At 71.9% G+C, this 22,706-nt stretch carries 21 protein-coding genes; 8 read left to right on the forward strand and 13 right to left on the reverse strand.

Translation table 11 applies throughout. The annotated features are described in order from the left end of the window. Position 1 precedes the first annotated feature (1 nt). Positions 2–898 carry an NAD(P)H-binding protein gene (locus ACFQW6_RS12485; protein WP_378545373.1) on the forward strand — a complete coding sequence of 299 codons (897 nt, stop codon included), beginning with the start codon at positions 2–4 and terminating at the stop codon, positions 896–898. Here the strand turns inward: ACFQW6_RS12485 and ACFQW6_RS12490 are convergent. The 4 genes from ACFQW6_RS12490 to ACFQW6_RS12505 form a co-directional block, all read right to left on the reverse strand. After that, positions 887–1,573: a CPBP family intramembrane glutamic endopeptidase gene (locus ACFQW6_RS12490; RefSeq protein ID WP_378545375.1), complete on the reverse strand. Its 687-nt coding sequence runs from the start codon at positions 1,571–1,573 to the stop codon at positions 887–889. The two genes, ACFQW6_RS12485 and ACFQW6_RS12490, sit on opposite strands and share 12 nt — an antisense overlap. Before the next feature lie 24 nt (positions 1,574–1,597). Next, entirely contained in the window at positions 1,598–2,671 is a 1,074-nt protein-coding gene (locus ACFQW6_RS12495; protein WP_378545377.1) for an LLM class flavin-dependent oxidoreductase, read from the reverse strand. A 228-nt stretch (positions 2,672–2,899) separates the two neighbouring features. Next, on the reverse strand, positions 2,900–4,414 hold the full coding sequence (locus ACFQW6_RS12500) for a DEAD/DEAH box helicase (protein WP_378545379.1): 1,515 nt from the start codon (positions 4,412–4,414) through the stop codon (positions 2,900–2,902). 237 nt (positions 4,415–4,651) lie between these two features. Then, positions 4,652–5,092, reverse strand: a complete 441-nt coding sequence (locus ACFQW6_RS12505; protein WP_378545382.1) for an ArsI/CadI family heavy metal resistance metalloenzyme — start codon at positions 5,090–5,092, stop codon at positions 4,652–4,654. Positions 5,093–5,184: 92 nt separating this feature from the next. On the opposite strand from ACFQW6_RS12505, the gene ACFQW6_RS12510 reads away from it, so the two are divergent. The 3 genes from ACFQW6_RS12510 to ACFQW6_RS12520 are packed head-to-tail and all read left to right on the forward strand — an operon-like array spanning position 5,185 to position 7,006. Continuing rightward, the gene (locus ACFQW6_RS12510; RefSeq protein WP_378545385.1) at positions 5,185–5,526 is read left to right on the forward strand and encodes a metalloregulator ArsR/SmtB family transcription factor; all 342 of its coding nucleotides are present in this window, start codon (positions 5,185–5,187) and stop codon (positions 5,524–5,526) included. After that, positions 5,523–6,602: an ACR3 family arsenite efflux transporter gene (gene arsB / locus ACFQW6_RS12515; protein ID WP_378545388.1), complete on the forward strand. Its 1,080-nt coding sequence runs from the start codon at positions 5,523–5,525 to the stop codon at positions 6,600–6,602. The genes ACFQW6_RS12510 and arsB overlap by 4 nt, the downstream gene beginning before the upstream one ends. Then, on the forward strand, positions 6,599–7,006 hold the full coding sequence (locus ACFQW6_RS12520) for an arsenate reductase ArsC (protein WP_378545391.1): 408 nt from the start codon (positions 6,599–6,601) through the stop codon (positions 7,004–7,006). Before arsB ends, ACFQW6_RS12520 begins: the two co-directional genes overlap by 4 nt. A 3-nt stretch (positions 7,007–7,009) precedes the next feature. Here ACFQW6_RS12520 and ACFQW6_RS12525 read toward each other — a convergent pair whose 3' ends face one another. The 9 genes from ACFQW6_RS12525 to ACFQW6_RS12565 all read right to left on the reverse strand — a co-directional run bounded on the left by ACFQW6_RS12525 (position 7,010) and on the right by ACFQW6_RS12565 (position 17,320). Beyond that, on the reverse strand, positions 7,010–8,044 hold the full coding sequence (locus ACFQW6_RS12525) for a LacI family DNA-binding transcriptional regulator (protein WP_378545394.1): 1,035 nt from the start codon (positions 8,042–8,044) through the stop codon (positions 7,010–7,012). Positions 8,045–8,054: 10 nt separating this feature from the next. Then, a complete protein-coding gene (locus ACFQW6_RS12530; protein WP_378545397.1) occupies positions 8,055–9,527 on the reverse strand; it encodes a GH1 family beta-glucosidase in 1,473 nt (490 codons plus the stop codon). After that, positions 9,524–10,342, reverse strand: a complete 819-nt coding sequence (locus ACFQW6_RS12535) for a carbohydrate ABC transporter permease (protein ID WP_378545400.1) — start codon at positions 10,340–10,342, stop codon at positions 9,524–9,526. Before ACFQW6_RS12535 ends, ACFQW6_RS12530 begins: the two co-directional genes overlap by 4 nt. Continuing rightward, positions 10,339–11,358 (reverse strand): carbohydrate ABC transporter permease, encoded by a 1,020-nt coding sequence (locus ACFQW6_RS12540; protein WP_378545403.1) that lies wholly within the window; start codon positions 11,356–11,358, stop codon positions 10,339–10,341. The genes ACFQW6_RS12535 and ACFQW6_RS12540 overlap by 4 nt, the downstream gene beginning before the upstream one ends. 19 nt (positions 11,359–11,377) lie before the next feature. Next, complete coding sequence (locus tag ACFQW6_RS12545) at positions 11,378–12,658, reverse strand: extracellular solute-binding protein (protein ID WP_378545406.1); 1,281 nt, start codon at positions 12,656–12,658, stop codon at positions 11,378–11,380. 179 nt (positions 12,659–12,837) lie between these two features. Then, positions 12,838–14,286, reverse strand: a complete 1,449-nt coding sequence (locus tag ACFQW6_RS12550; protein ID WP_378545408.1) for a flavin-containing monooxygenase — start codon at positions 14,284–14,286, stop codon at positions 12,838–12,840. 55 nt (positions 14,287–14,341) lie between these two features. Further along, on the reverse strand, positions 14,342–15,076 hold the full coding sequence (locus ACFQW6_RS12555) for a glutamine amidotransferase (protein ID WP_378545411.1): 735 nt from the start codon (positions 15,074–15,076) through the stop codon (positions 14,342–14,344). Continuing rightward, entirely contained in the window at positions 15,073–16,230 is a 1,158-nt protein-coding gene (locus ACFQW6_RS12560; RefSeq protein ID WP_378545414.1) for a CaiB/BaiF CoA transferase family protein, read from the reverse strand. The genes ACFQW6_RS12555 and ACFQW6_RS12560 overlap by 4 nt, the downstream gene beginning before the upstream one ends. 103 nt (positions 16,231–16,333) lie before the next feature. Further along, positions 16,334–17,320: a hypothetical protein gene (locus ACFQW6_RS12565; protein ID WP_378545416.1), complete on the reverse strand. Its 987-nt coding sequence runs from the start codon at positions 17,318–17,320 to the stop codon at positions 16,334–16,336. A gap of 151 nt (positions 17,321–17,471) precedes the next feature. Between ACFQW6_RS12565 and ACFQW6_RS12570 the strand changes: the two genes are divergently transcribed. The 4 genes from ACFQW6_RS12570 (at position 17,472) to ddaH (ending at position 22,613) form a co-directional block, all read left to right on the forward strand. Beyond that, complete coding sequence (locus ACFQW6_RS12570) at positions 17,472–18,008, forward strand: PadR family transcriptional regulator (RefSeq protein ID WP_378545418.1); 537 nt, start codon at positions 17,472–17,474, stop codon at positions 18,006–18,008. 1 nt (position 18,009) lies between these two features. Further along, the gene (locus ACFQW6_RS12575) at positions 18,010–20,022 is read left to right on the forward strand and encodes an NADPH-dependent 2,4-dienoyl-CoA reductase (RefSeq protein ID WP_378545421.1); all 2,013 of its coding nucleotides are present in this window, start codon (positions 18,010–18,012) and stop codon (positions 20,020–20,022) included. Positions 20,023–20,113: 91 nt separating this feature from the next. Beyond that, positions 20,114–21,811: a long-chain-fatty-acid--CoA ligase gene (locus tag ACFQW6_RS12580; RefSeq protein ID WP_378545424.1), complete on the forward strand. Its 1,698-nt coding sequence runs from the start codon at positions 20,114–20,116 to the stop codon at positions 21,809–21,811. A 37-nt stretch (positions 21,812–21,848) separates the two neighbouring features. After that, a complete protein-coding gene (gene ddaH, locus ACFQW6_RS12585; RefSeq protein ID WP_378545427.1) occupies positions 21,849–22,613 on the forward strand; it encodes a dimethylargininase in 765 nt (254 codons plus the stop codon). Positions 22,614–22,706 lie beyond the last annotated feature (93 nt).

Here is a 22,706-nt window from a genome sequence, read left to right on the forward strand (position 1 = left end):
CATGTCGACCGTCCTCGTCACCGGCGCCACCGGCTTCATCGGCCGCCGCCTCGTCCCCGCCCTGCTCGACGCCGGGCACGACGTCCGGGCGATGACGCGGCGCCCGGAGTCGTACGACGGTCCGGGCGAGCCGGTCGGTGCGGACGTCTCCGACCCCGCGTCGCTCGAGGCCGCACTGGCCGGGGCCGACGTCGCGGTCTATCTCGTCCACTCCCTCGACGACCCGGACTTCGAGCGCAAGGACGCGCAGGCCGCGCGCAACTTCAGCGCCGCAGCAGCCGCTGCCGGGGTGAGGCAGATCGTCTACATGGGCGGTCTCGGCGACGACGACGAGGACCTCTCCGCCCACCTGCGCTCACGACGCGAGGTCGAGCACCTCCTCGGCCAGGACGGCGTACCGGTGACGGTGCTGCGCGCCGCGATCGTGGTCGGGCACGGCGGCATCTCGTGGGAGATCACGCGGCAGCTGGTGAAGAACCTCCCGGCGATGGTCGTGCCCAAGTGGGTCCACACCCGCACCCAGCCGATCGCGCTCGACGACGTCGTCCGCTACATCGTCGGCGTCGTCGACGAGGAGCAGGCGATGGGGCGGGTCTTCGAGATCGGCGGCACCGAGCAGCTGACCTACCTCGAGATGATGCGGGTGGCCGCCGAGTCGATGAACGGCCGCACCATCCCGATCGTCACGGTCCCGGTGCTGACGCCGCGCCTGTCGTCGTACTGGCTGGCGCTCGTCACGGACGTCGACGCCACGACCGGGCGCAACCTCATCGACTCGATGTCGCACGAGGTGGTCGTCAAGGACACCTCGATCCGCGACGTCGTGCCCGGAGAGCCGCTGTCCTACCGCGAGTCCGTACGTCGCGCACTGGCCGAGCGCGAGACCTCAGAAAAGTAGCGGCAGCAGGAACAGCATCGACAGCGACCACGTGATGTGGGTCAGGATCGGGGCGAGGATGCCACCGCTGGCCCGCCGCTCGAGGCCGCAGACCGTGCCGAGCAGGATCGCGGCGAAGGCGAGCATCACGTTGCCGGTCGCGAGCGTGGCCACGACGTAGGCGATCGTCGTCCAGAGCACCGGGTGGCGCGGGATCGCGGCGTACATCGCGCCGCGGAAGAACAGCTCCTCCGCGATGCCGTTGACGAAGGTGATCGCGGCGAGCAGGACCAGCGAGCCCTGGTCGGCGTACTCCAGCACGCTGCGCACGTAGTCCGCCAGCGGCTCGATCTCGCGTACGACGAGCGCGCCGAGGACGAAGACCCCGACCATCAGCAGGCCGAGCATGATCGGCGCCAGGATCGGCCGGATGAACACCTCGCCCTCGCCGGCGATGCGACCGAGGTGGAGGCGGCCGGACAGGAAGGCACCGGCCGCCCAGACGCCGGCCAGCACGACGGCCGCGACGTAGAAGAGGTTGCCGCCCGGCTCGAGCCGCAGCGACCAGCCGAGGACACCCGCGCCGACGAGGACGACGACCGCCGCGACCACCTGGCGTCGACGGAAGGCCGTGGGGGTGTCTCGTTGGTCGCGCGGGACGACGTCCCACAGCGATCGCTGGATCCAGGAGCGCATGCGAGTCAGCCTAGGAGGGCGCCTCTAGGAGCCCGCTCCCGCCCGCAGGAGCTCGCGGACCCGCGGGATGACTTCCTCGCCGTAGAGGCGCACGGACTCCATCCTCTGGTCGTGCGGGAGCGAGCCGACGGAGTACTTCAGCTGGAAGCGGCTCAGGCCCAGGGTGCGTGCCGCCCACGCGATCTTCTGCGCGACCGTCTCCGGGGATCCGACGAACAGCGCGCCCTCCCGCGAGGCCGCCTGCTCGAACTGGATGCGGGAGTACGGCGGCCAGCCGCGTTCGCGTCCGATGCGGGTGTAGAGCTCGGCCTGGTTCGGGTAGAGCTGCTCGCGGGCCTCCTCGTCGGTGGCCGCCACGTGGCCCGGGGAGTGCATGCCGATCGGGAGCTCGGGCAGCTCCAGCCGGCCGAGCGCCTCACGGTAGAGGTCGGCGAGCTGGACGAAGCCCGCCGGCGAGCCGCCGATGACGGCCAGCATCAGCGGCATGCCGTACTGCGCGGCACGCACCACCGACTGCGGGGTGCCTCCGACGCCGATCCAGGCGGGCAGGCGGCCCGCGGCCGTCGTCGGGTAGACCCGCTGGTCCACCAGCGGCGGGCGGACGGTGCCCTCCCACGACACGGGACCCTCGTCCTGGAGCGCGGCGAAGAGGTCGAGCTTCTCGGCGAACAGCCGGTCGTAGTCGGACAGCTCCAGCCCGAAGAGGCCGAACGACTCGACGAACGACCCGCGGCCCAGCTGCACCTCCGCGCGACCGCTGCTCACCGCGTCGAGGGTGGCGAAGCGCTGGTAGACCCGGATCGGGTCGTCGGAGGACAGCACGGTGACGCCGGTGCCGAGCCGGATCCGCTCGGTCTGCCCGGCGATCGCCGCGAGCACGACGTCGGGCGCCGAGATGGCGTAGTCGGGGCGGTGGTGCTCGCCCAGTCCGACGTAGTCCACGCCGACGCGGTCCGCGAGCACCGCCTCCGCAACCGTCTGCCGCAGCGTCTCGGCGTGGTTCGCCGGCGCGCCGTCGAGCGGTGCGTCGCCGAACGTGTCGAGGCCCAGCGTGGGGTGCTCACGCGTGCCGAGCACGGAGAAGTCGAAGTCAGGCATCGGTCCCGCCCTCCTGGTTGGTTGAAGGATGAACCAGCGTGGGCCGCGCGGCATTCCGTGACGGCGTCGCCCGACTCGCCGACGGTGCCGGTGGAGGCCGCGCAACGACGTACTGGCCCGTGAGTCTCCCAGAGACTCACGGGCCAGTACGGGTGCTTCAGGGCCGGGCGCGCGACACGCCCGGGATGCACGTTGAGTCTCTCGCAGACTCAGTGGCGAGTACGCCGGTCAGCGACCGCGGCTGAACGACGCGGCGCTGTGGCCGCCGCTGCGGGACTGGCCGCCCTGGCCGCCGCCCTGGCCGCCGCCCTGACCGCCGCGACGACGACGGTTGCCGCCGCCGCCCTGACCGCCGGAGCCGCCCTGCTGACCGCCACCCTGGCCGCCGCCGGAGCGACGACGCTGGCCGCCGCCGGTGGGCGACCCGCTGGGGGTCTCGCTGGTGTAGCTGGTCGGGTTGCCGCGGCGCGACTGCCCGTTGGTCTGGCCCTGGCTGCGAGCCCGCTTGCGCTGGGCGTTGGCGCCGGTCGAACGACCGCCGCCGCCCGAGGTGGGCACGTCGATGACGAGGCCGCCGGGGGTGCTGCGCTCACCCGGGGCGAGCTGGACGAGCATGGGGTGACCGGGGCCGTGGACCTTGGTGGTCGTCGGCTTGATCCCGGCCAGGCGGGTCAGGTCGCGCACGTCGCGCACCTGCTCGTCGGTCATCAGCGTGATGACCGTGCCTTCGGCGCCGGCGCGGGCCGTACGACCGGAGCGGTGGAGGTAGGCCTTGTGCTCGACCGGCGGGTCGGCGTGGACGACGAGCGAGACGTCGTCGACGTGGATGCCGCGCGCCGCGATGTCTGTCGCGACCAGGGTGGTGGCGCTGCCGGAGTGGAACGCCTCCATGTTCCGGGTGCGGGCGTTCTGCGACAGGTTGCCGTGCAGGTCGACCGTGGGCACGCCGCTCTTGTTGAGCTGGCGGGCCAGCGCCTTCGCGCCGTGCTTGGTGCGGGTGAAGACCACCGTGCGTCCGGGCGCGCTGGTCAGGTCGACCAGCACGGGCACCCGCTGCTCGCGGCTGAGGTGCAGCACGTGGTGGTGCATCGTGGCGACCGGCGACTGCGCCGAGTCGGCCTCGTGGGTCATCGGCTTGTCGAGGTAGCGCTTGACCAGCACGTCGATCGCCTTGTCGAGGGTGGCGGAGAACAGCATCCGCTGGCCCTGCCGGGGCGTCTTGTCCATGATCCGGCGCACGCCGGGCAGGAAGCCGAGGTCGGCCATGTGGTCGGCCTCGTCGAGGATGGTGACCTCGACGGCGGAGAGGTCCGCGTAGCCCTGGCCCATCAGGTCCTCGAGGCGACCGGGGCAGGCGATGACGATGTCGACGCCCTTCTTCAGCGCGGTGACCTGCGGGTTCTGGCCGACGCCGCCGAAGACGGTGCGCGTCGTCAGGCCGGCGGCCTTGGCAAGAGGAGCGAGGGAGGCCTCGATCTGGCCGACGAGCTCGCGCGTCGGGGCGAGGATCAGGGCGCGCGGCTTGCGCGGCATGGCCGGGAGCTTGCTCGCGTCGAGGCGGGCGACCAGCGGGAGGAGGAAGGCGTACGTCTTGCCGGAGCCGGTGCGGCCACGGCCGAGGACGTCGCGGCCGGCGAGGCTGTCGGGCAGCGTCGCGGCCTGGATAGGAGTGGGAGTGGTGATGCCCTGCTGCTCCAGGATCTGGGCAAGCGAAGCGGGCACGCCGAGTTCGGCGAAGGTCATGTGAGTTGCTTTCGGTAGGCGTCTCGCCACCGTGAGCCGCTGTATCTGCTGCGGCGTACGTGCCTCAAGTGCTGAGGAAGGGTGTCGCATTTCCAGCGACGACCTGCGCCCGGGGCAAGACCGGCCGGGCGACTGTGGGCACAACGCTAGCGGTACGGGAGGTGTTCCCGTGAATTGCGTGACGTGTGAGCCCCGACTCAGCCTGCCTCGGGCGCAGGTCGCGACACCTTCCTCGGGTCAGGCACAGCAGGGCTGGGCATCCCCGGTCAGCTGCTTGCGCGACTCCTCGACCACCACGTCGGCCGGGTCGGCCAGGTCGTCGGTGATCGCGTAGACCTCCCAGCGCTCGCCGTCCGGCGTGCCCTGCACCCAGAACTTGTCCTGCTTGGCGTAGCAGCAGGTGGTGTCGCGCTCCTCCGTCGTCGCGAGGCCCGCCGCGGCGAGGCGGGTCAGCTCGGTGTCGACGGTGTCGACGTCCTCCACCTCGACGCCGAGGTGGTTGACGCTGCCGCCGTGGCCGGGGTTCTCGATGAGGACCAGCTTGAGCGGCGGCTGCGCCACGGCGAAGTTGGCGTAGCCGGGGCGGACCTTGTGGGGCTCGGCGCCGAAGAGCGTGGAGTAGAAGGCGATCGACGTCTCGAGGTCGTCGACGTTGAGGGCGAGCTGCAGGCGGGACATGGTGGTGCTCCGTTCATATTGATGGTTGTCGATGTGTTGAGATTGCACTACACATCGATGTCTGTCAATATCGACCTGTGTCGAAGTCTGAGTTGACCCTCACTCCCGTCGAGACGGTCGCGTGCTGCTCGCCCCTGGTCCGGGCGCCGCTGTCAGCCGACCGCGCCGAGCGCGTGGCGCCGCTGATGAAGGCGCTCGCCGACCCGGTCCGGCTCCGGCTGGTCTCCATCGTGGCGGCGAGCGACGGAGGCGAGGCCTGCGTCTGCGACCTCAACGACGCCTTCGACCTGTCGCAGCCGACCATCAGCCACCACCTCAAGGTGCTGCACGAGGCCGGGCTGCTCGACCGCACCAAGCGCGGCGTCTGGGTCTACTACGCCGTCCGTCGCGAGGTGCTGGCGGACCTCGCCACCCTCATCGGCGGCAGCGCATGAGCGAAGGGGCCGCGGCAGGACTCTCCACCCTCGACCGCTTCCTGCCGCTGTGGATCGGTCTCGCCATGGCCGCCGGGCTCGTCCTCGGTCGAGCGGTCCCGGCTCTGGACGACGTGCTCTCCGCCGTGGAGGTCGACGGGATCTCGCTGCCGATCGCGGTCGGCCTCCTGGTGATGATGTACCCCGTCCTGGCCAAGGTGCGCTACGACCGCCTCGACACGGTCACCGCCGACCGCCGCATGCTCGTCGCGTCGCTCTCCCTCAACTGGGTGCTGGGACCCGCGCTGATGTTCGCGCTGGCCTGGCTGATGCTTCCCGACCTCCCCGCCTACCGCACCGGGCTGATCATCGTCGGCCTCGCCCGCTGCATCGCGATGGTCATCATCTGGAACGACCTCGCGTGCGGCGACCGCGAGGCCGCCGCCGTTCTGGTGGCCCTCAACTCGGTGTTCCAGGTGATCGCCTTCGCCGGCCTGGGCTGGTTCTACCTCGAGGCCCTGCCGGTCTGGCTCGGGCTGGAGGGCGCCGCGCTCGACGTGTCGGCCTGGCAGATCGCGAGGTCGGTGCTGGTGTTCCTCGGGGTGCCGCTGCTGCTCGGCTGGCTCTCGCGCACCTACGGCGAGCGCCTCCGCGGCCGCGAGTGGTACGAGTCGACCTTCCTCCCGCGCGTGAGCCCGTGGGCGCTGGTCGGCCTGCTCTTCACGATCGTCGTGCTCTTCGCCCTCCAGGGCGAGCAGGTCACCAGCCGACCGCTCGACGTCGCACGCATCGCCCTTCCGCTGCTGGTCTACTTCGCGGTCATGTGGGGCGGCGGCTTCCTGCTCGGCAACGCGCTCGGGATGACGTACGAGCGCACCACGACCCTCGCCTTCACCGCGGCGGGCAACAACTTCGAGCTGGCGATCGCGGTCGCCATCGCGACCTTCGGCGTGACTTCCGGACAGGCGCTCGCCGGCGTCGTCGGACCCCTGATCGAGGTGCCGGTGCTGGTGGCCCTCGTCTACGTCAGCCTCGCCCTGCGCAAGCGCTTCCCCGACCCAGCGCCCGCCCGGTCCATCCACGAGAGGGTTCGATGACCACCCCCACGCCAAGCGCCACCGTGCTCTTCGTCTGCGTCCACAACGCCGGCCGCTCGCAGATGGCCGCAGGCTGGTTGAGGCACCTCGCGGGCGACCGGGTCGAGGTGCTCTCGGCCGGCTCGGCGCCGGCCGGGACGGTCAACCCGGTCGCCGTGGCGGCCATGGCCGAGGTCGGCATCGACATCGCCGCCCAGCAGCCGAAGCTCCTCAGCGACACGGCCGTGCGGGCCTCCGACGTCGTCATCACGATGGGCTGCGGCGACGCCTGCCCGTTCCACCCGGGCAAGCGCTACGAGGACTGGCAGCTCGACGACCCGGCCGGGCAGGGCATCGAGGCGGTCCGGCCGATCCGTGACGAGATCCGGCGACGGGTGGAGGAGCTCCTCGAGTCCCTCGCCTGACCCTCAGGCGCTGGCCCGTCGGATGAGGGTCGGCGGGATGATCACCCGCATCGGGCGGCTGGAGCCGGGCTCGTCGACGCGCTCGAGCAGCAGCCGGGTCGCCCGCTCGGCCATCTCGTCGACCGGCTGCCGGACCGTGGTCAGGGCCGGGGAGGTGCGCTCGGCGACGCCGAGGTCGTCGAAGCCCACGACCGCGATGTCGTCGGGCACCCGGCGACCGAGCTCGGCGAGCACCTTCAGCGCGCCGGCGGCCATCAGGTCGGAGGCGACCACGAGGCCGTCGATGTCGGGGTGGCGCTCCATGAGCGCCCGGGCCGCGGCCTCGCCGCTGGCCTCGGTGAAGTCGCCGTGCTCGACCGCGTCGGCGGCCAGCCCGGCCGTTGACATCGCCTGCCGCCAGCCGGCGATCCGGTCCTCGGAGGCCGTCATGTCGGCGGGCCCGGCGATGGTGCCGATCCGCGTGCAGCCGCGGGCGACGAGTGCCTCGGTCGCCTCGCGCTCGCCCGCCACGTTGTCGACGTCGACGTACGCCACCCGGTCACCGCCGGTCCAGGGACGCCCGCCGAAGACGCAGGGCAGACCGATGTCGGCGAGGTGCTCGGCGAGCCGGTCGTCGCGGTGGTGGGAGACGACCAGGGCGCCGTCGACGTGGCGGTTGGTGAGGTAGCGCAGCGTCCGCGCCGTCGACGCGCCCGGACGGGCGAGCAGCAGCACGAGCTGGATGTCGCGCTCGCCCAACACCCGCGTCACGCCGCGCAGCGTGCCGGCGAAGAACGGGTCGGAGAAGACGCGGTCGTCCGGCTCGGGGACGACGACGGCGATGGAGTCCGTACGTCGCGTGACCAGGCTGCGCGCCGCCGGGTTGGGGACGTAGCCCAGCGTGCGCACCGCCGTGTCGACGGCCGACTGGGCCCGCGCGCTGACGCGCTGGCCGCCGTTGATCGCACGCGACGCCGTGGCGCGAGAGACGCCCGCGACCCGGGCCACCTCGTCGAGGGTCGGCTGACCCGCGCTCACAGGGCTGCGCGAGGTGGTCACCCGCGCCACGCTAGTCGTCCACGGCTGGGGGCGCGGGCAGGCTCCCGGTGCGGGCGAGCTCGGCGTACCAGTGGGCGCTCGACTTCGGGGTACGACGCTGCGTCGCGTAGTCGACGTGGACGAGCCCGAAGCGCTTGGCGTAGCCGAAGGCCCACTCGAAGTTGTCGTAGAACGACCACTGGAAGAACCCGCGGACGTCGACGCCCTCCTCGATCGCCCGGTGCACCGCACGCAGGTAGGAGTCGAGGAACGCGATCCGGTCGGGGTCGTGCACCCGTCCGTGCTCGTCGAGCCGGTCGTCGAAGGCCGCACCGGTCTCGGTGAGGTAGATCGGCAGGTGCGGGTAGTCGTCGTGGAGGCGCCGGAGCAGCCAGTGGAGGCCCTCGGGCTGGATCTCCCACCCCATGGCGGTCAGCGGCAGCCCGCGGCTGGGGAAGGTGACGTGCTCGGAGCCGGGGAACGGCGAGAGCGCGACCCGGTCGGGGTGGTCGGCGCCGATGCCGACGACGTCCGTGCGCGGGTGACCCGAGACCTCGTTGCCGTGGTAGTAGTTCACGCCCAGCACGTCGATCGGCGTCGAGATGATCTCGAGGTCGCCGTCGCGCACCACGTCGAGCCAGGGCCGGTCCTGCCACGTCCGGTCGGCGGTGTCCTCGAGCACGTCGGCGGGGTAGGCGCCGCGGAAGATCGGGTCGAGGAAGAACCGGTTGTGCATCCCGTCGATGCGGCGGGCGGCGTCGACGTCGACCGGGTCGGTGGGGTCGCTCGGATCGGGCACCGTCAGGTTGAGGCTCAGCCCGAGCCGGTCGGCGCCGCGGCTGCGCAGCTCCTGCGTGGCGAGGCCGTGCGCGAGCATCAGGTGGTGACCGGCGACGAGACCGGCAGCCCCCTCCTGACGGCCCGGCGCGTGGTGGCCCGCGGAGTAGCCGAGGAAGGCCGAGCACCACGGCTCGTTGAGCGTGGTCCACGTCGGCACGCGGTCGCCGAGCGCCTCGTGCACCGAGACGGCGTACTCCACGAACCGGTGGACGGTGTCGCGGTTGGTCCAGCCGCCGGCGTCCTCGAGCACCTGCGGCAGGTCCCAGTGGTAGAGCGTCAGCCACGGCGCGATCCCGTGGGAGAGCAGCTCGTCGACGAGCCGGTCGTAGAACGCGAGGCCGGCCGCGTTGACCGGCCCCGCGTCCGGCCGCACCCGCGGCCACGCCACCGAGAAGCGGTACGACGTGGCACCGAGGTCGGCGAGGAGTTCCACATCGGCTGGCATCCGGTGGTAGTGGTCGCAGGCGACCTCTCCGGTGTCCCCGCCCAGGATCGCTCCGGGGACCCGCGAGAAGGTGTCCCAGATCGAGGGGGTGCGCCCGTCCTCGGTGACGGCGCCCTCGATCTGGTAGGAGGCGGTCGCCATGCCCCACACGAAGTCGTGCGCGAAGTGCGCTCGCGGCGACGACTCGACGGTGGAGGCGGGCGTGGTGTGGGTGGTCATCCCTTGACGGCTCCTTGCATGATGCCGGACACGAGCTGGCGGCCGGCGAGGACGAACAGGACGAGGAGCGGGATGGTGGCCAGCGTGGTACCGGCCAGGACGAGGCTGTAGTCCTTGAAGAACCCGCTCTGGAGCTGGTTGAGCGCCACCTGGATGGTGGGGTTGCTGTTCGGCAGGGCGATGAGCGGCCAGAAGAAGTCCGTCCACACCTGCATGAAGGTGAAGAGCCAGAGGATGGCGGCTGCAGGTCGGGCGGCGGGCGCGGCGACGTGCCAGAAGATGCGGATCTGGGAGCACCCGTCCATGCGGGCGGCCTCGACCAGCTCGTCCGGCACCGCGTCGACCAGGTACTGGCGCATGAAGAAGACGCCGAAGGCGGTGACCAGCCACGGGATGATCACCGACGTGATGCTGCCGGTCCAGCCGAACTCCGACATCAGGATGAACATGGGTACGACGCCGAGCTGGGTGGGGACCGCCATGGTGGCGATCACGAAGACCAGGAGGGGACCCCGACCACGGAAGCGCAGCTTGGCGAAGGCGTAGCCCGCCAAGGTGCAGAAGAACACCACCGAGCAGGCCGTCACCGTGGACACCATCAGGCTGTTGCCGATGGCCTTCCAGAAGGGGATCGTCGTCATCGCGCGCTCGGCGTTGGACCAGAAGTGACCGCCCGGCAGCAGCGGCGGGACGCCCTGTGCGGCGATCTCCTTCGTGTGCGAGCCGAGCAGGAACGACCAGTAGAGCGGAGCGGCTGAGCCGACCAGGAAGGCGGTCAGCAGGCCGTAGACGAGGAACCCCGGACGGCGCGTCATCGGTCTCCTCCCAGGGCTCCGATCCTGCGGATGAGCAGGAAGTTGGCGATGCCGAAGGCGCAGATCACGACGAAGAGCAGCCAAGCCGTGGCCGAGGCCCGTCCCAGGTCGCGCAGCTGCCAGCCGAAGTCGTAGATCAGCATGGTGATGGTGCCGAACTGGCGGTCGCTGCCGCCGTTGCGTGCGTTGGTCTCGTCGAAGAGCCGGGGCTCGGCGAAGATCTGGAGGCCGCCGATCGTGGAGGTGATGACGACGAAGATCATCGTCGGGCGGATCATCGGCAGCGTGATGCTGACGAACTGCCGCACCCGGCCGGCGCCGTCCATCGCCGCCGACTCGTAGAGCTCGCGCGGCACCGCCTGCATGGCTGCGAGCAGGATGAGAGCGTTGTAGCCGGTCCAGCGCCAGTTCACCATGGTCGCGACGGCGACGTGGCTGGCGAACCGCTCGGTGTGCCAGCCGACGGGGTCGATGCCGACGTGCCCGAGCAGCTCGTTGATCAGGCCGTAGCGGTCGCCGTACAGGCTGCCGAAGATGATCGCGATGGCCACGGGGGACACGACGAACGGCAGCAGGATGCTCATCCGCCAGAACGTGCGGCCGCGGAGCTGGTTGTCCAGCAGCGCCGCCAGCACCACGGCGATGACGATCTGCGGCACGGAGGAGAGCAGGAAGATGCTGATCGTGTTGACCAGCTGCTTGGTGAAGTAGGGGTTGCCGAGGACCTCGCGGAAGTTGTCGAGACCGACGAACTCTCCCTTGCCGCCGATCAGGCTCCACTCGTGCACCGACACCCACGCCGTGTAGGCGAGCGGGAACATGCCGACGACCAGGAACAGCAGGAAGAAGGGCGAGATGTAGAGGTACGGCGAGAGCCGGACGTCGAGCCGGGTCAGTCGCTGGCGCCACTCGGGCCGGGGCGTTCGTCCGGTGGGCCCGGACGCGGCGGAGGAGCCCTCCCGGGTCGGGGACACCGTCTGGGTGCCCCCGCCCCGGGAGGTGGTGGAGTTGCTCACGAGGAGTCCGTCGGTCCGATCAGCCGAGCGCTTCGACGTCGGTCACGAACTGGTCCCACGACTCGGCAGCGTCCTGGGATCCGTCGTCGACGCGAAGGACCGCAGCCTGGAAGGCCTGGAGGATGTCGGAGTACTTCGGGCCCTTGTAGGGCTGCACCGTCACCGCCTGGGCGCGCTCCGCGAGGATCTGACCGGTGGGCGCGTCGTTGAAGAAGGCGTTCGTCGCGCTGGTCACCTTGTCCGACTCCAGGGCGTCGACCTGGCTGGGGAAGGTGCCCTTGGCTGCGAACGCCTTGACCTGCTGCTCCGGCGCGGTCAGCCAGGCAGCGACCTCCTTCGCCTCCTCGACGTTCTCGCCCTGGGACGGGACGGTGAGGAACGAGCCGCCCCAGTTGCCGCCGCCGCCGGGGAAGACGTTGGCGATGTCCCAGCCCTCGACACCCTCGGCGTTGCCCTCGACGACGCCGAGCATCCAGCCGGGGCACGCCATGGTGGCGAAGCCGTCGTTCTGGAAGGACGCGGTCCAGTCGTCGCTCCACTGCGGGAGCTTGGTGGACAGGCCCTTCTCGATGTTGCCGGTGACGTCGGCCCAGACGGACTTGAGCTCGTCGTTCTCCACCTCGACGGTGTTGTCGTCGGTCTCGAAGGGGTTCGCGACCTGGTTGAGCATGGCCTGCGCGAGCCCGCCCGAGGAGTCGTACCACGCGGTGTCGGGGACCTTCTTGAGGAACTCCTCGCCGAGCGCGAAGTAGTCGTCCCAGGTGCCCATGAGCCTCGCGACCTCCTCGCGGTCGGTGGGGAGGCCGGCCTTCTTGAAGAGGTCGGCGCGGTAGCAGATGCCCTCCGGGCCGATGTCGGTGGCGTAGCCGATCATCTGGCCGTCGGCATTGAGGGTCTTCTCCTCGACCCACGGCAGCCAGCGGCCTTCGAGCTCGTCGTCGGTGAGGTCCTCGAAGGCACCCTCCTCGGCGAGGATCGCGGGCATCGCGTCACCCTCGATCGCCTCGATGTCCGAGAGGCCCGAGCCGGCTGCGAGCTTCGTGTAGAGGTTGGCCTTCGCGTCGTCCCACGTGCCGACCTTCACCTGCTCGATCTTGATGTCGTCGTTGGCGGCGTTCCACTCGTCGATGAGCCCCTCGTAGCCGAACTCGTTGAACGTCGCCACGGTGACCGTGGTGACGCCGTCTGCGGTCGTCCCGTCGTCGTCACCGCCGCCGCACGCGGCCGCGGTCGTCGCGAGGGTGAGCGCCATCAACGCGCTCGAGGCGAGCCTGAATCGCCGGGTCCTGGATGTCTGCACCACTGCACTCCTGCCGTCCTGGGTCGCCGGGCTCTCTGCCCGGCCGGAAGGTGGACGTGAGCGGTGTGAGAGCGCTTCCACTTCCGTCCGGCTGCCACTATGACGCCGGTCACACATCCCTGTCAACGGTCGCGGGGCAGCGCGACCCACAAATGTGGGAGCGCTTCCACCGAACGCGCTCAGGTCCAGCGCAGGACGCCGTCGTCGAGGCGCGCCCTCCGGATCGTCCGGGCGTCGTGGAGGTAGCTCTGCTTGAGCGACCACGGGGCCCGCGTGCCCTGCCGGGGAAGGGTGTGGACCACGCGCTGCACGTAGCCGGCGTCGAAGTCCATCAGCGGCACCTCCTCGACGTCCGGGTCGCGCACCGGGACGACCGACCGGGTGCCGGTCGACCGCAGCCGCTCGAGCAGCCGGACGACGTACTCCGCGACGAGGTCGGCCTTGAGCGTCCAGGAGGCGTTGGTGTAGCCGATGGTGAAGGCGAAGTTGGGCACGCCCGAGAGCATCATCGCGCGGTAGGCCATCGTGCGGCTGGGCTCGACCACCTCACCGTCGACGCTCAGCTCGGCGCCGCCGAACACCTGGAGGTTGAGGCCGGTCGCGGTGACGACGACGTCAGCCTCGATCCGCTCCCCCGACTCCAGCTCGAGGCCGGTCTCGGTGAAGGTGGCGATGCGGCCGGTGACCACGTCGGCCCGCCCGTCACTGATGGCGCGGAACAGGTCGCCGTCCGGCACCAGGCACATCCGCTGATCCCACGGGTCGTAGCTCGGGTTGAAGTGGGTGTCGACGGCGTAGCCGGGCGGGAGCTGGGCGACGTTGGTCCTGCGGACGAGGCGGCGCACGAGGTCCGGGCGCCGCCGGCTCGCGCGGTAGAGCGCGGACTGCAGCGCGATGTTCTTCCACCGCGTCGCGACGAACGACCGCTCCTCGCCGACGAGGCGCGTCAGCCGACCCTTCACCGCGTCCTTGGCCGGCACCGAGAGGACGTACGTCGGTGAGCGCTGCAGCATCGTGACGTGCGCGGCGCCGTCCCGGGCGAGGGCGGGCACGAGCGTCACGGCGGTGGCGCCCGAGCCGATGACGACGATGCGCTTTCCCGTGGGGCCGAGGTCGTCGGGCCAGTGCTGGGGGTGGACGACCCGGCCGCCGAAGCGCTCCTGGCCCTCGAAGTGCGGTGTGTAGCCCGCGTCGTAGTCGTAGTAGCCGCTGCACGCCCACAGGAAGTCGGCGGTCATCGTCCGCCGCTCCCCGCCGACCTCGGACGTCACCGTCCAGCGCGCGGTGCTCGAGTCCCAGTCGGCCCCGACGACACGGTGGCCGTGGCGGACGTGACGGTCCACGCCGTACTCGCGCGCCGTGTCGCGGAGGTAGCCGAGGATCGAGGCGCCGTCGGCGAGAGCGGTGTCGCCGCGCCACGGCCGGAACCGGTAGCCGAGCGTGTGCATGTCGGAGTCGGAGCGCACGCCCGGGTAGCGGAACAGGTCCCACGTCCCGCCGCTGACCTCGCGCCGCTCCAGGACGGCGTACGACGTCGTGGGCAGGTCCTTGGCGAGGTGGGCCGCCGCGCCGATGCCCGACAGGCCGGCCCCGATGATCAGCACGTCGACGTGCTCGACAGTCGTCACGCGACGAGCCTAGGTCAGCACCCGGGGAAATCGTAACCGCGAGTTACACACCGGCTCAGGTGCGCGCGTACAGCTCCACGAACCGCGCCAGCAGTCGCACCGGCTCGGTCACCATCGCCTCGCGGGCGGCGGCCTTGAGGTGCTCCTGCTCGTGCGGCTCGTAGTAGCCGTGGGCGCTGTAGGCGTCGATGCGGTCGCAGATCGCGACGGCATCGAGCTCGGGGTGGAACTGGGTGGCGTAGACGTTGCGGCCGATCCGGAAGGCGTGGACCGGGCAGGTGTCGGTCGAGGCGAGCAGCACCGCGCCGTCGGGCAGCCGTGCGACCGCCTCCTTGTGACCGAGGTACGCCGTGAACTCCCCGGGCAGCGTCCCGAAGAGCGGGTCGTCGCGGCCCGCGTCGGTCAGCCGGACGGGCAGCGCGCCGATGGGCTCGCCGAACGTCCGGTCGACGACCCCTCCGGGCAGGGTGCCGAGCACCCCGATGCCGTAGCAGGCACCCAGGAACGGGACGTCCGCGGCGACCACCCGTTCGGCGAGGGCGCGGAGCTCGGCCTCGGCCCAGCGCTGGGCCGGCGACTTCGCGTTCTCGTGGTCGGACATGTTGTAGGGCCCGCCGCCGAGGATGATCCCGGACCAGTCGTCGAGGTCGACCTCCCCGAGCGGGCCTGCCTCGAGGCGGACGCGCACCAGCTCGTCGGGTCGCAGGCCGCAGCCGGCGAGCACGGCGTCGTACTCCTGCTGGGCGACGTCGTCCTCCGCGCGGGTGCCGAGGAAGAGGAACGGCCTCACGGTGCCGACGCCTGCGCCGCCGCCCCGCCGGCGATCAGGCCGTCGACGTCGGCGATGCCCCAGGCGGTGAGCGCCTCGCGGGTGTGCTCCCCGGGCAGCGCGGGCGCGCTGCTGATGGTGGACGCGGTCCGCGAGAAGCGGGGCGCGGGCGCCGGCTGGGTGACGCCGGCGTGGTCGACGAAGGTGCCGCGCGCGGCGAGGTGCGGATGGGCGGGCGCCTCGGCCAGGGGTACGACGGGCGCGACGCAGGCGTCCGTGCCGTCGAAGACCTCGGCCCACTCGGCCTGCGTCCGCTCCTTGAACCGCCTGATCAGGGCGCCGCGGATGGTGGCGTGGTTCGCCGGGTCGTCGCGGTCGGGCAGCTCGACACCGATGCGCTCGACGAGCGCGGCCCAGAACTGCGGCTCGAGCGCCCCGACGCTCACGTGGCGGCCGTCGGCGGTCTCGTAGACGTCGTACCAGGGCGTGCCGCCGTCGAGCAGCCCCGAGCGGCGCATGCCGGTGTCGAGGCCGAGGGCGGCGAAGGTCGAGGCCATCGCGTTGAGGTGGGCGGTGCCGTCGACGATCGCGGCGTCGACGACCTGGCCGCGGCCGCTCGTGCGGGCCTCGAGGAGCGCGGCGAGGATGCCGATGACGAGGTAGGTCGAGCCGCCGCCGAAGTCTCCGAGCAGGTTGCTCGGGAAGTGCGGCCGGTCGCGGTCCTGGCCGAGGCCGTGGAGCGCGCCCGTGATCCCGATGTAGTTCATGTCGTGGCCCGCGGCCTGGCTCCACGGCCCGTCCTGGCCCCAGCCCGTCATCCGGCCGATGACCAGCCGCTGGTTGCGGGCGTGGCAGGCCTCCGGCCCGAGGCCGAGCCGCTCCATCGCACCCGGCCGCATGCCCTCGACGAGCACGTCGGCGCGCTCGACGAGGTCGAGCACGACCCCGATCGCCTCCGGGCGCTTGAGGTCGAGGGCGACGCTCGGCCGGCCGCGGTTGAGCACGTCGGCCCGCCCGCTGGCGAACATCCCGCCGCCCGGCCGGTCGATGCGCACCACGTCGGCGCCGAGGTCGGCCAGCAGCATGCACGCGTGCGGCCCTGGACCGATGCCGGCCACCTCGACCACCCGGACGCCCCGCAGCGGCCCGGTCCCCTGCCCCAGCTCGTACGTCATGCGCCGATCATGACACCGCCGCTGTCAGGGTCGCGACGGTCGTCTCGCGGCCCGTGACCACAAGCTCGAGGTTCGCTCGTGCCATGTACGAGCGAACTTCGAGCTAGCCACCTGTGACCGAGCATTTGGACGAGCACGGCGTCGGCTCACCCTGCCATCCGCCGACCTGCAGGAGTCGAGCGACGGCGGCAGCCGCCCGGCAGGGCCGGTCGTAGACCTGCCCCCATCCCAGGCGCACCGTCCGAACGCCGCCGACGGCCGTTGCCAGGTCGCGGTCGAGGTCTCGGTCGCGGTCTGTCAGCGCACTGTGGTCGAACCGGCCGTCGAGCTCCACGTCGAGGTCGTACGCCGGGTACGCGGCGTCGCGGTACACACGAGCGCCGCCGACCCGGTCGGCCCGCTGTCGGTCGGCGCGGGGCAGGCCGTGAGCCCGCTCGACCCGGCGGAGGTAGCCGTGCTCGAGGACCGAGGCCGTGCCGCCCGCCACGTCGGCCAGGACCCGCAGCAGCCAGGCCCGTCGCGGGAACCGGCTCCGGGCCGCGAGCGCGGCGGACAGCCGCTCGGCGGTGGTGCAGCGACTCCGCACGGCCGCGGCACAGCACTCGATCATGTCCCACTCACGCGAGAGAGAGGCGACCACGTCGAGGACCGCCTCCTCGTAGCGGACGCGCGGAGGCGACGTGTTGGCACGCACCCGGGGTGCCAGACCAGCCATCCGGCGTACGGACACTCCAGGCTTGCTGCGCACCGTACGGTCGACGTCGACCGCCACCTCGATCGGCGCCGACTCGTCGAAGTCCCGCAGACCGGGGCCGTTCTCGGCGCGCAACGCCGACCGCCCGGCGAGGGCCGCCGGCCAGCACGAGAGCACCGCCACCCACGCGCGCTGCTGCCAGGTCTGCGGCCCGTTGTGGACCACGTACACGCCGGGAAGCGCGACGAACAGCTCCCGCCGTCGCAGCAGGCGCTCGATGTCGTGCGGTCGGCAGCCCGCTGACACGAGCTGGTCCCGGGAGACGACCCCGTCCTGGGCGGCGAGGTGGGCAGCCACGGTCGAGCCGTACGGCGAGGCGCGCGGCTCGGCGGTCATCTGTCCACCGTCGGGGAGCAACCCCGGCGGCGCCACCCGCGGCCCCTCATCTGTGGACAGCCACTAGGTCGAAGTTTGCTGGCAACTGCGACGAGTGATCTTCGACCTAGGCCCTTGCAACTCGTTGCATAGGTCGGGCACCATGGCCCGCATGGCCCTCGAGCACGCCCTCCTCGTCGCGCTCAGCGAGCGCCCGGCGAGCGGGCTCGAGCTGACCCGGCGGTTCGAGAAGTCGCTGGGGTTCTTCTGGCACGCCACCCACCAGCAGATCTACCGCGTCCTGGCGCGGATGGAGGCCGACGGCTGGGTGGGCGTCGAGGTCGTCGAGCAGGAGGGCCGGCCCGACAAGAAGGTCCACACACCGTCGACCGAGGGGCGGCGGGTGCTGGCCGAGTGGCTCGCCACGCCGATGCCGATGGAGACGTTCCGCAGCGAGCTGGCGGTCAAGCTGCGCGGGGCGTCGTACGGCGACCGCGCCGCGCTGACCGCCAACCTCCTGGCCGCCCGTGCCGACCACGCGACGCGGCTCGCGCACTACGAGGAGCTCGAGCGCGAGCAGTTCCCCGACCCGGCCGGCCTCGACGGCGCCGCGCTCGACCAGTGGCTGGTGCTGCGCGGCGGCATCCGGCTCGAACGCTTCTGGATCGACTGGATCACCGACTACCTGCACGCCCACGCGAAGGACTGAGATGACGCACCCCCGCTATCCCCACCTGCTCGAGCCGATCACCCTCGGCACCGGGCCGGACGCGCTGACGCTCCGCAACCGCGTCGTCATGGGCTCGATGCACACCGGGCTGGAGGACCATCCGTGGGACATCGACAAGCTCGCGGCGTTCTTCGAGGAGCGGGCGCGCGGGGGCGTCGGCCTGATCATCACCGGCGGCTACGCGCCGACCAAGCGCGGCTGGCTCAAGCCGTTCGCGTCCGAGATGACCAACCGCCTCCACGCGAAGCGGCACGAGCGGATCACCGGCGCCGTCCACGACGCGGGCGGCGCGATCGCGCTGCAGGTGCTGCACGCCGGTCGCTACGGCTACCACCCGCTGTCGCAGAGCGCGTCGGACAAGAAGTCGCCGATCACGCCGTTCAAGCCGAGCGCCATGTCGAGCAAGGAGGTCGACCACACCGCGACCGCCTTCGCGAAGAGCGTCGCGCTCGCCCGGAAGGCCGGCTACGACGCGGTCGAGATCATGGGCTCCGAGGGCTACCTCATCAACCAGTTCCTCGCCGCGCGCACCAACGACCGCGACGACCAGTGGGGCGGCTCGGCCGCGCGCCGCATGCACTTCGCCGTCGAGGTCGTACGCCGTTCGCGCGAGCTGGTCGGCCCGGACTTCCCGATCGTGTACCGGATCTCCCTGATCGACCTCGTCGAGGGCGGGCAGACCTGGGAGGAGACCGCCGAGCTCGCGCTGCACCTGCAGGCTGCCGGCGTCACCGTCTTCAACACCGGCATCGGCTGGCACGAGGCACGGGTGCCGACGATCATCACGCAGGTGCCGCGCGGCGCCTGGCGCTCCCACACCGCGCGCCTCAAGGAGGTCGTCGACGTCCCGGTCTGCGCGTCCAACCGGATCAACACCCCCGAGCTGGCCGAGGACATCCTGGCCGCCGGCGAGGCCGACCTCGTCTCGATGGCGCGGCCGTTGCTCGCCGACCCGGCCTTCGTCGCCAAGGCGATGGACGAGCGCGCCGACGAGATCAACACCTGCATCGCCTGCAACCAGGCCTGCCTGGACCACGTCTTCAGCAACGAGCGCGCCTCCTGCCTCGTCAACCCGCGCGCGTGCCACGAGACCGAGCTGGTGCTGATGCCCACGCTCCGCAAGCAGACCGTCGCGGTGGTCGGCGCCGGCCCGGCCGGCCTGGCCGCCGCCACCTCGGCGGCGGAGCGCGGCTTCGCGGTGACCCTCTTCGAGCGGGCGCCCGAGCTCGGCGGCCAGTTCCGCCTCGCGATGGCGGTTCCCGGCAAGGAGGACTTCGCCGACACCCTGCGCTACTTCACCCGTCGCCTGGAGGTCCTCGGCGTCGACGTACGCCTCTCGACGGCCGCGACCGCCGACGACCTCGCCGGCTTCGACCAGGTGGTCGTCGCGACCGGCGTCACCCCGCGCCTGCCGGAGATCCCCGGCATCGACCACCCGAGCGTGGCGTCGTACGCCGACGTGCTGAGCGGCGCGGTGGTCCCGGGCAAGCGGGTCGCGGTGATCGGCGCCGGCGGCATCGGCGTCGACGTGAGCGTCTTCCTCACCCACGAGGAGGAGGACCTCGACGACTGGATGGCCCACTGGGGCGTCGGCGACCCGGCCCTCCACGAGGGCGGCCTGACCGAGGCCAAGCCGCGCACGCCCGCGCGCGAGGTGACGCTCGTGCAGCGGAAGACCACGCCGATCGGCATCGGGCTCGGCAAGACGTCCGGCTGGGCGCACCGCGCGGTGCTCAAGCAGTCGCGGGTGACCCTGGTCAGCGGGGCGACGTACGACCGCATCGACGACGAGGGCCTCCACGTCACGGTCGACGGCGCCACCCGCGTGATCGAGGCCGACACCATCGTCGTGTGCGCCGGTCAGGACTCCGTGCGCGACCTCTACGACGGCCTCGGGCGCGAGGCGCACCTCATCGGAGGCGCCGACGTGGCCGCGGAGCTCGACGCCAAGCGCGCGATCAAGCAGGGCACGGAGGTCGTCGCCGGGCTGTGAGCCGGGCCCGCGGACCGGCCGCGGCCGCACCCGGTCCGAGCGATACGTTGGGAGCGTCGCGGCTCCCCGCGACCCTCCATGACGGATGGACGTGAGGAACACCGTGCCGGCTCAGCAGCCCCCGTGGGCAGACTCCTACGCGCCGGGCGTGCCCCTGCACCTCGACTACGGCGACACCACGGTGCTCGACCTGTGGGAGAGCGCGGTGCGGCAGCATTCCCACCGCCCGGCGCTGGACTTCCTCGGGCGCGTGTCGACGTACGCCGAGGTCGACGAGGAGGTACGCCGCGTGGCCGGCGGCCTGCACGCGCTCGGCGTACGCCCCGGCGACAACGTCGCGCTGGTGATGCCCAACTGTCCGCAGAACGTCATCGCCTTCTTCGCGGTGCTGCGCCTCGGTGCCGCCGTCGTCGAGCACAACCCGCTCTACACCGCCGCTGAGCTGCGGCGCCCGTTCGTCGACCACGGCGCCCGGGTCGCGATCGTGTGGGACAAGGTCGTCCCAGTCGTCGAGGAGCTCGTCGCCGGCTCGGCCCTCGAGCACCTGGTCGCGGTCGACATGACCACCCGGCTCCCGTGGAGCAAGCGGCTCGCGCTGCGCCTGCCGATCGCCAAGGCGCGCACTGCGCGGGAGCAGCTGACGTCGCCGGCGCCCCAGGTGATGCAGTGGGCCGACCTGGCCTCCGCCGCGCCGCTGGACGACTCGCACCCCCGACCGCACCGGGACGACGTCGCGCTCCTGCTCTACACCTCCGGCACGACCGGCGTGCCGAAGGGCGTACCCCTGCTGCACCGCAACCTCGTCGCCAACGTGCTGCAGGGGCGCGCCTGGGTGCCGGGGCTGGAGGAGGGCGAGGAGTCCTTCCTCGTGGCGCTGCCGTTGTTCCACGCCTACGGCGTGACGGTGAGCGTGCTGCTCGGCGTCGCCCTCGCCGCCAAGCTGGTGCTGCTGCCCAAGCCCGAGATCGGCCTGATCATGGACGCGGTCGCCCGCGACGTGCCGAGCTTCGTGCCGGCGGTGCCACCGCTCTACCAGCGCATCGTCGACGAGGCGGAGCGCCGCAACGTCTCGATCAGGGGCATCCGCTACGGCCTGTCGGGGGCGATGCCCCTTCCCGCTGCGCTGGTCGAGCGGTGGGAGGCCGTCACGGGCGGCCTGCTCGTGGAGGGCTACGGCCTCACCGAGACGTCACCGGTGATCGTCGGCAACCCGATGACCGGCGCGCGTCGCCCGGGAGCGATCGGGGTGCCGTTCCCCGACGTGGAGATCCGGGTCGCGGACCCGGACGACCTCGACCGCGAGGTGCCCCAGGGCGAGCGGGGCGAGCTGCTGGTGCGGGGCCCGCAGGTCTTCGCGGGGTACCGCGGCCTGCCCGACGAGACGGCGGCCGCGTTCCACGACGGGTGGTTCCGCACGGGCGACGTGGTGACCATGTCGCCCGACGGGTTCCTGACGGTCGTGGACCGGATCAAGGAGGTCATCATCACCGGCGGCTTCAACGTCTACCCCTCGGAGGTGGAGGCCGTGCTCCGCACGCACGCCGAGGTGGTGGACGTGGCGGTCGTCGGCCTCCCGCACGAGGACGGCGGCGAGGAGGTCGTCGCTGCCGTCGTGCTCGTGGAGGGCGTACCGGTGCAGCCGGACGAGCTGCGCGCGCACACGCGGCAGGACCTGACGCCCTACAAGGTGCCGCGCCGGGTGGTGTTCGTCGAGGAGCTGCCGACCAACCCGATGGGCAAGGTCCTGCGGCGCGAGGTCGTGGCCCGGCTGCGGGACCCGAACGCCTGACGTCCCCTCTCCCCCACGGGGCTGGGAGGATCTGCGGGTGACCCGTCGCGCCCTCGTCCGCCGCCCCAGCCCCCGCCTCGCCGAGGGCCTGCTGACCCACCTCGACCGCGTCCCGGTCGACGTCGACCTCGCGCAGCGCCAGTGGGAGGCGTACGTCGCCGCGCTGCAGGCCGAGGGCTGGGAGACGATCGAGGTCCCGCCGGCACCGGACTGCCCCGACTCGGTCTTCGTGGAGGACACGGTGGTGATGTACGGCGACCTGGCCGTCCTCACCCGTCCGGGCGCCGACGAGCGCAAGGCCGAGGTCGCCGGCACCGAGCGGACGCTGCGCGACCTGGGCCACCGGATCGCGCGCATCGAGTCGCCCGGCACCCTCGACGGCGGCGACGTCCTCAAGCACGACGGCACGGTGTGGGTCGGTCTCGGCGGGCGCACCAACCAGGCCGGCATCGACCAGCTCGCCGCGCACCTCGCACCGCTCGGCGCCACCGTGGTCGCCGTCCCCCTGACCAAGGCGCTGCACCTCAAGTCGGCGGTCACCGCCCTGCCCGACGGCACCGTCGTCGGGTGGGAGGAGGTCGTCGACGACCCGTCCGTGTGGGGCTCGTTCCTCGCCGTCCCGGAGGAGCCGGGCTCGCACGTCGTGCTGCTCGACGAGGCGACCGTGCTGATGTCGTCCGCGGCGCCCCGCACGCGCGCACTGTACGAGAAGCGCGGGCTGCGGGTGGTCGCCGTCGACGTCACCGAGTACGAGAAGCTCGAGGGCTGCGTCACGTGCCTGTCCGTGCGCCTGCGCGGCTGACGATCTTCCGGTCCGGACCGGCCCGGGCCTTGTCAGCAACCATCGGCGGGGAGGACTCTGGCCGAAGGGCTTGGACAGAGGGAGCGGGACGCG

Source organism: Nocardioides sp. GCM10028917 (genome assembly GCF_042666175.1).
Taxonomy (GTDB): domain Bacteria; phylum Actinomycetota; class Actinomycetes; order Propionibacteriales; family Nocardioidaceae; genus Nocardioides.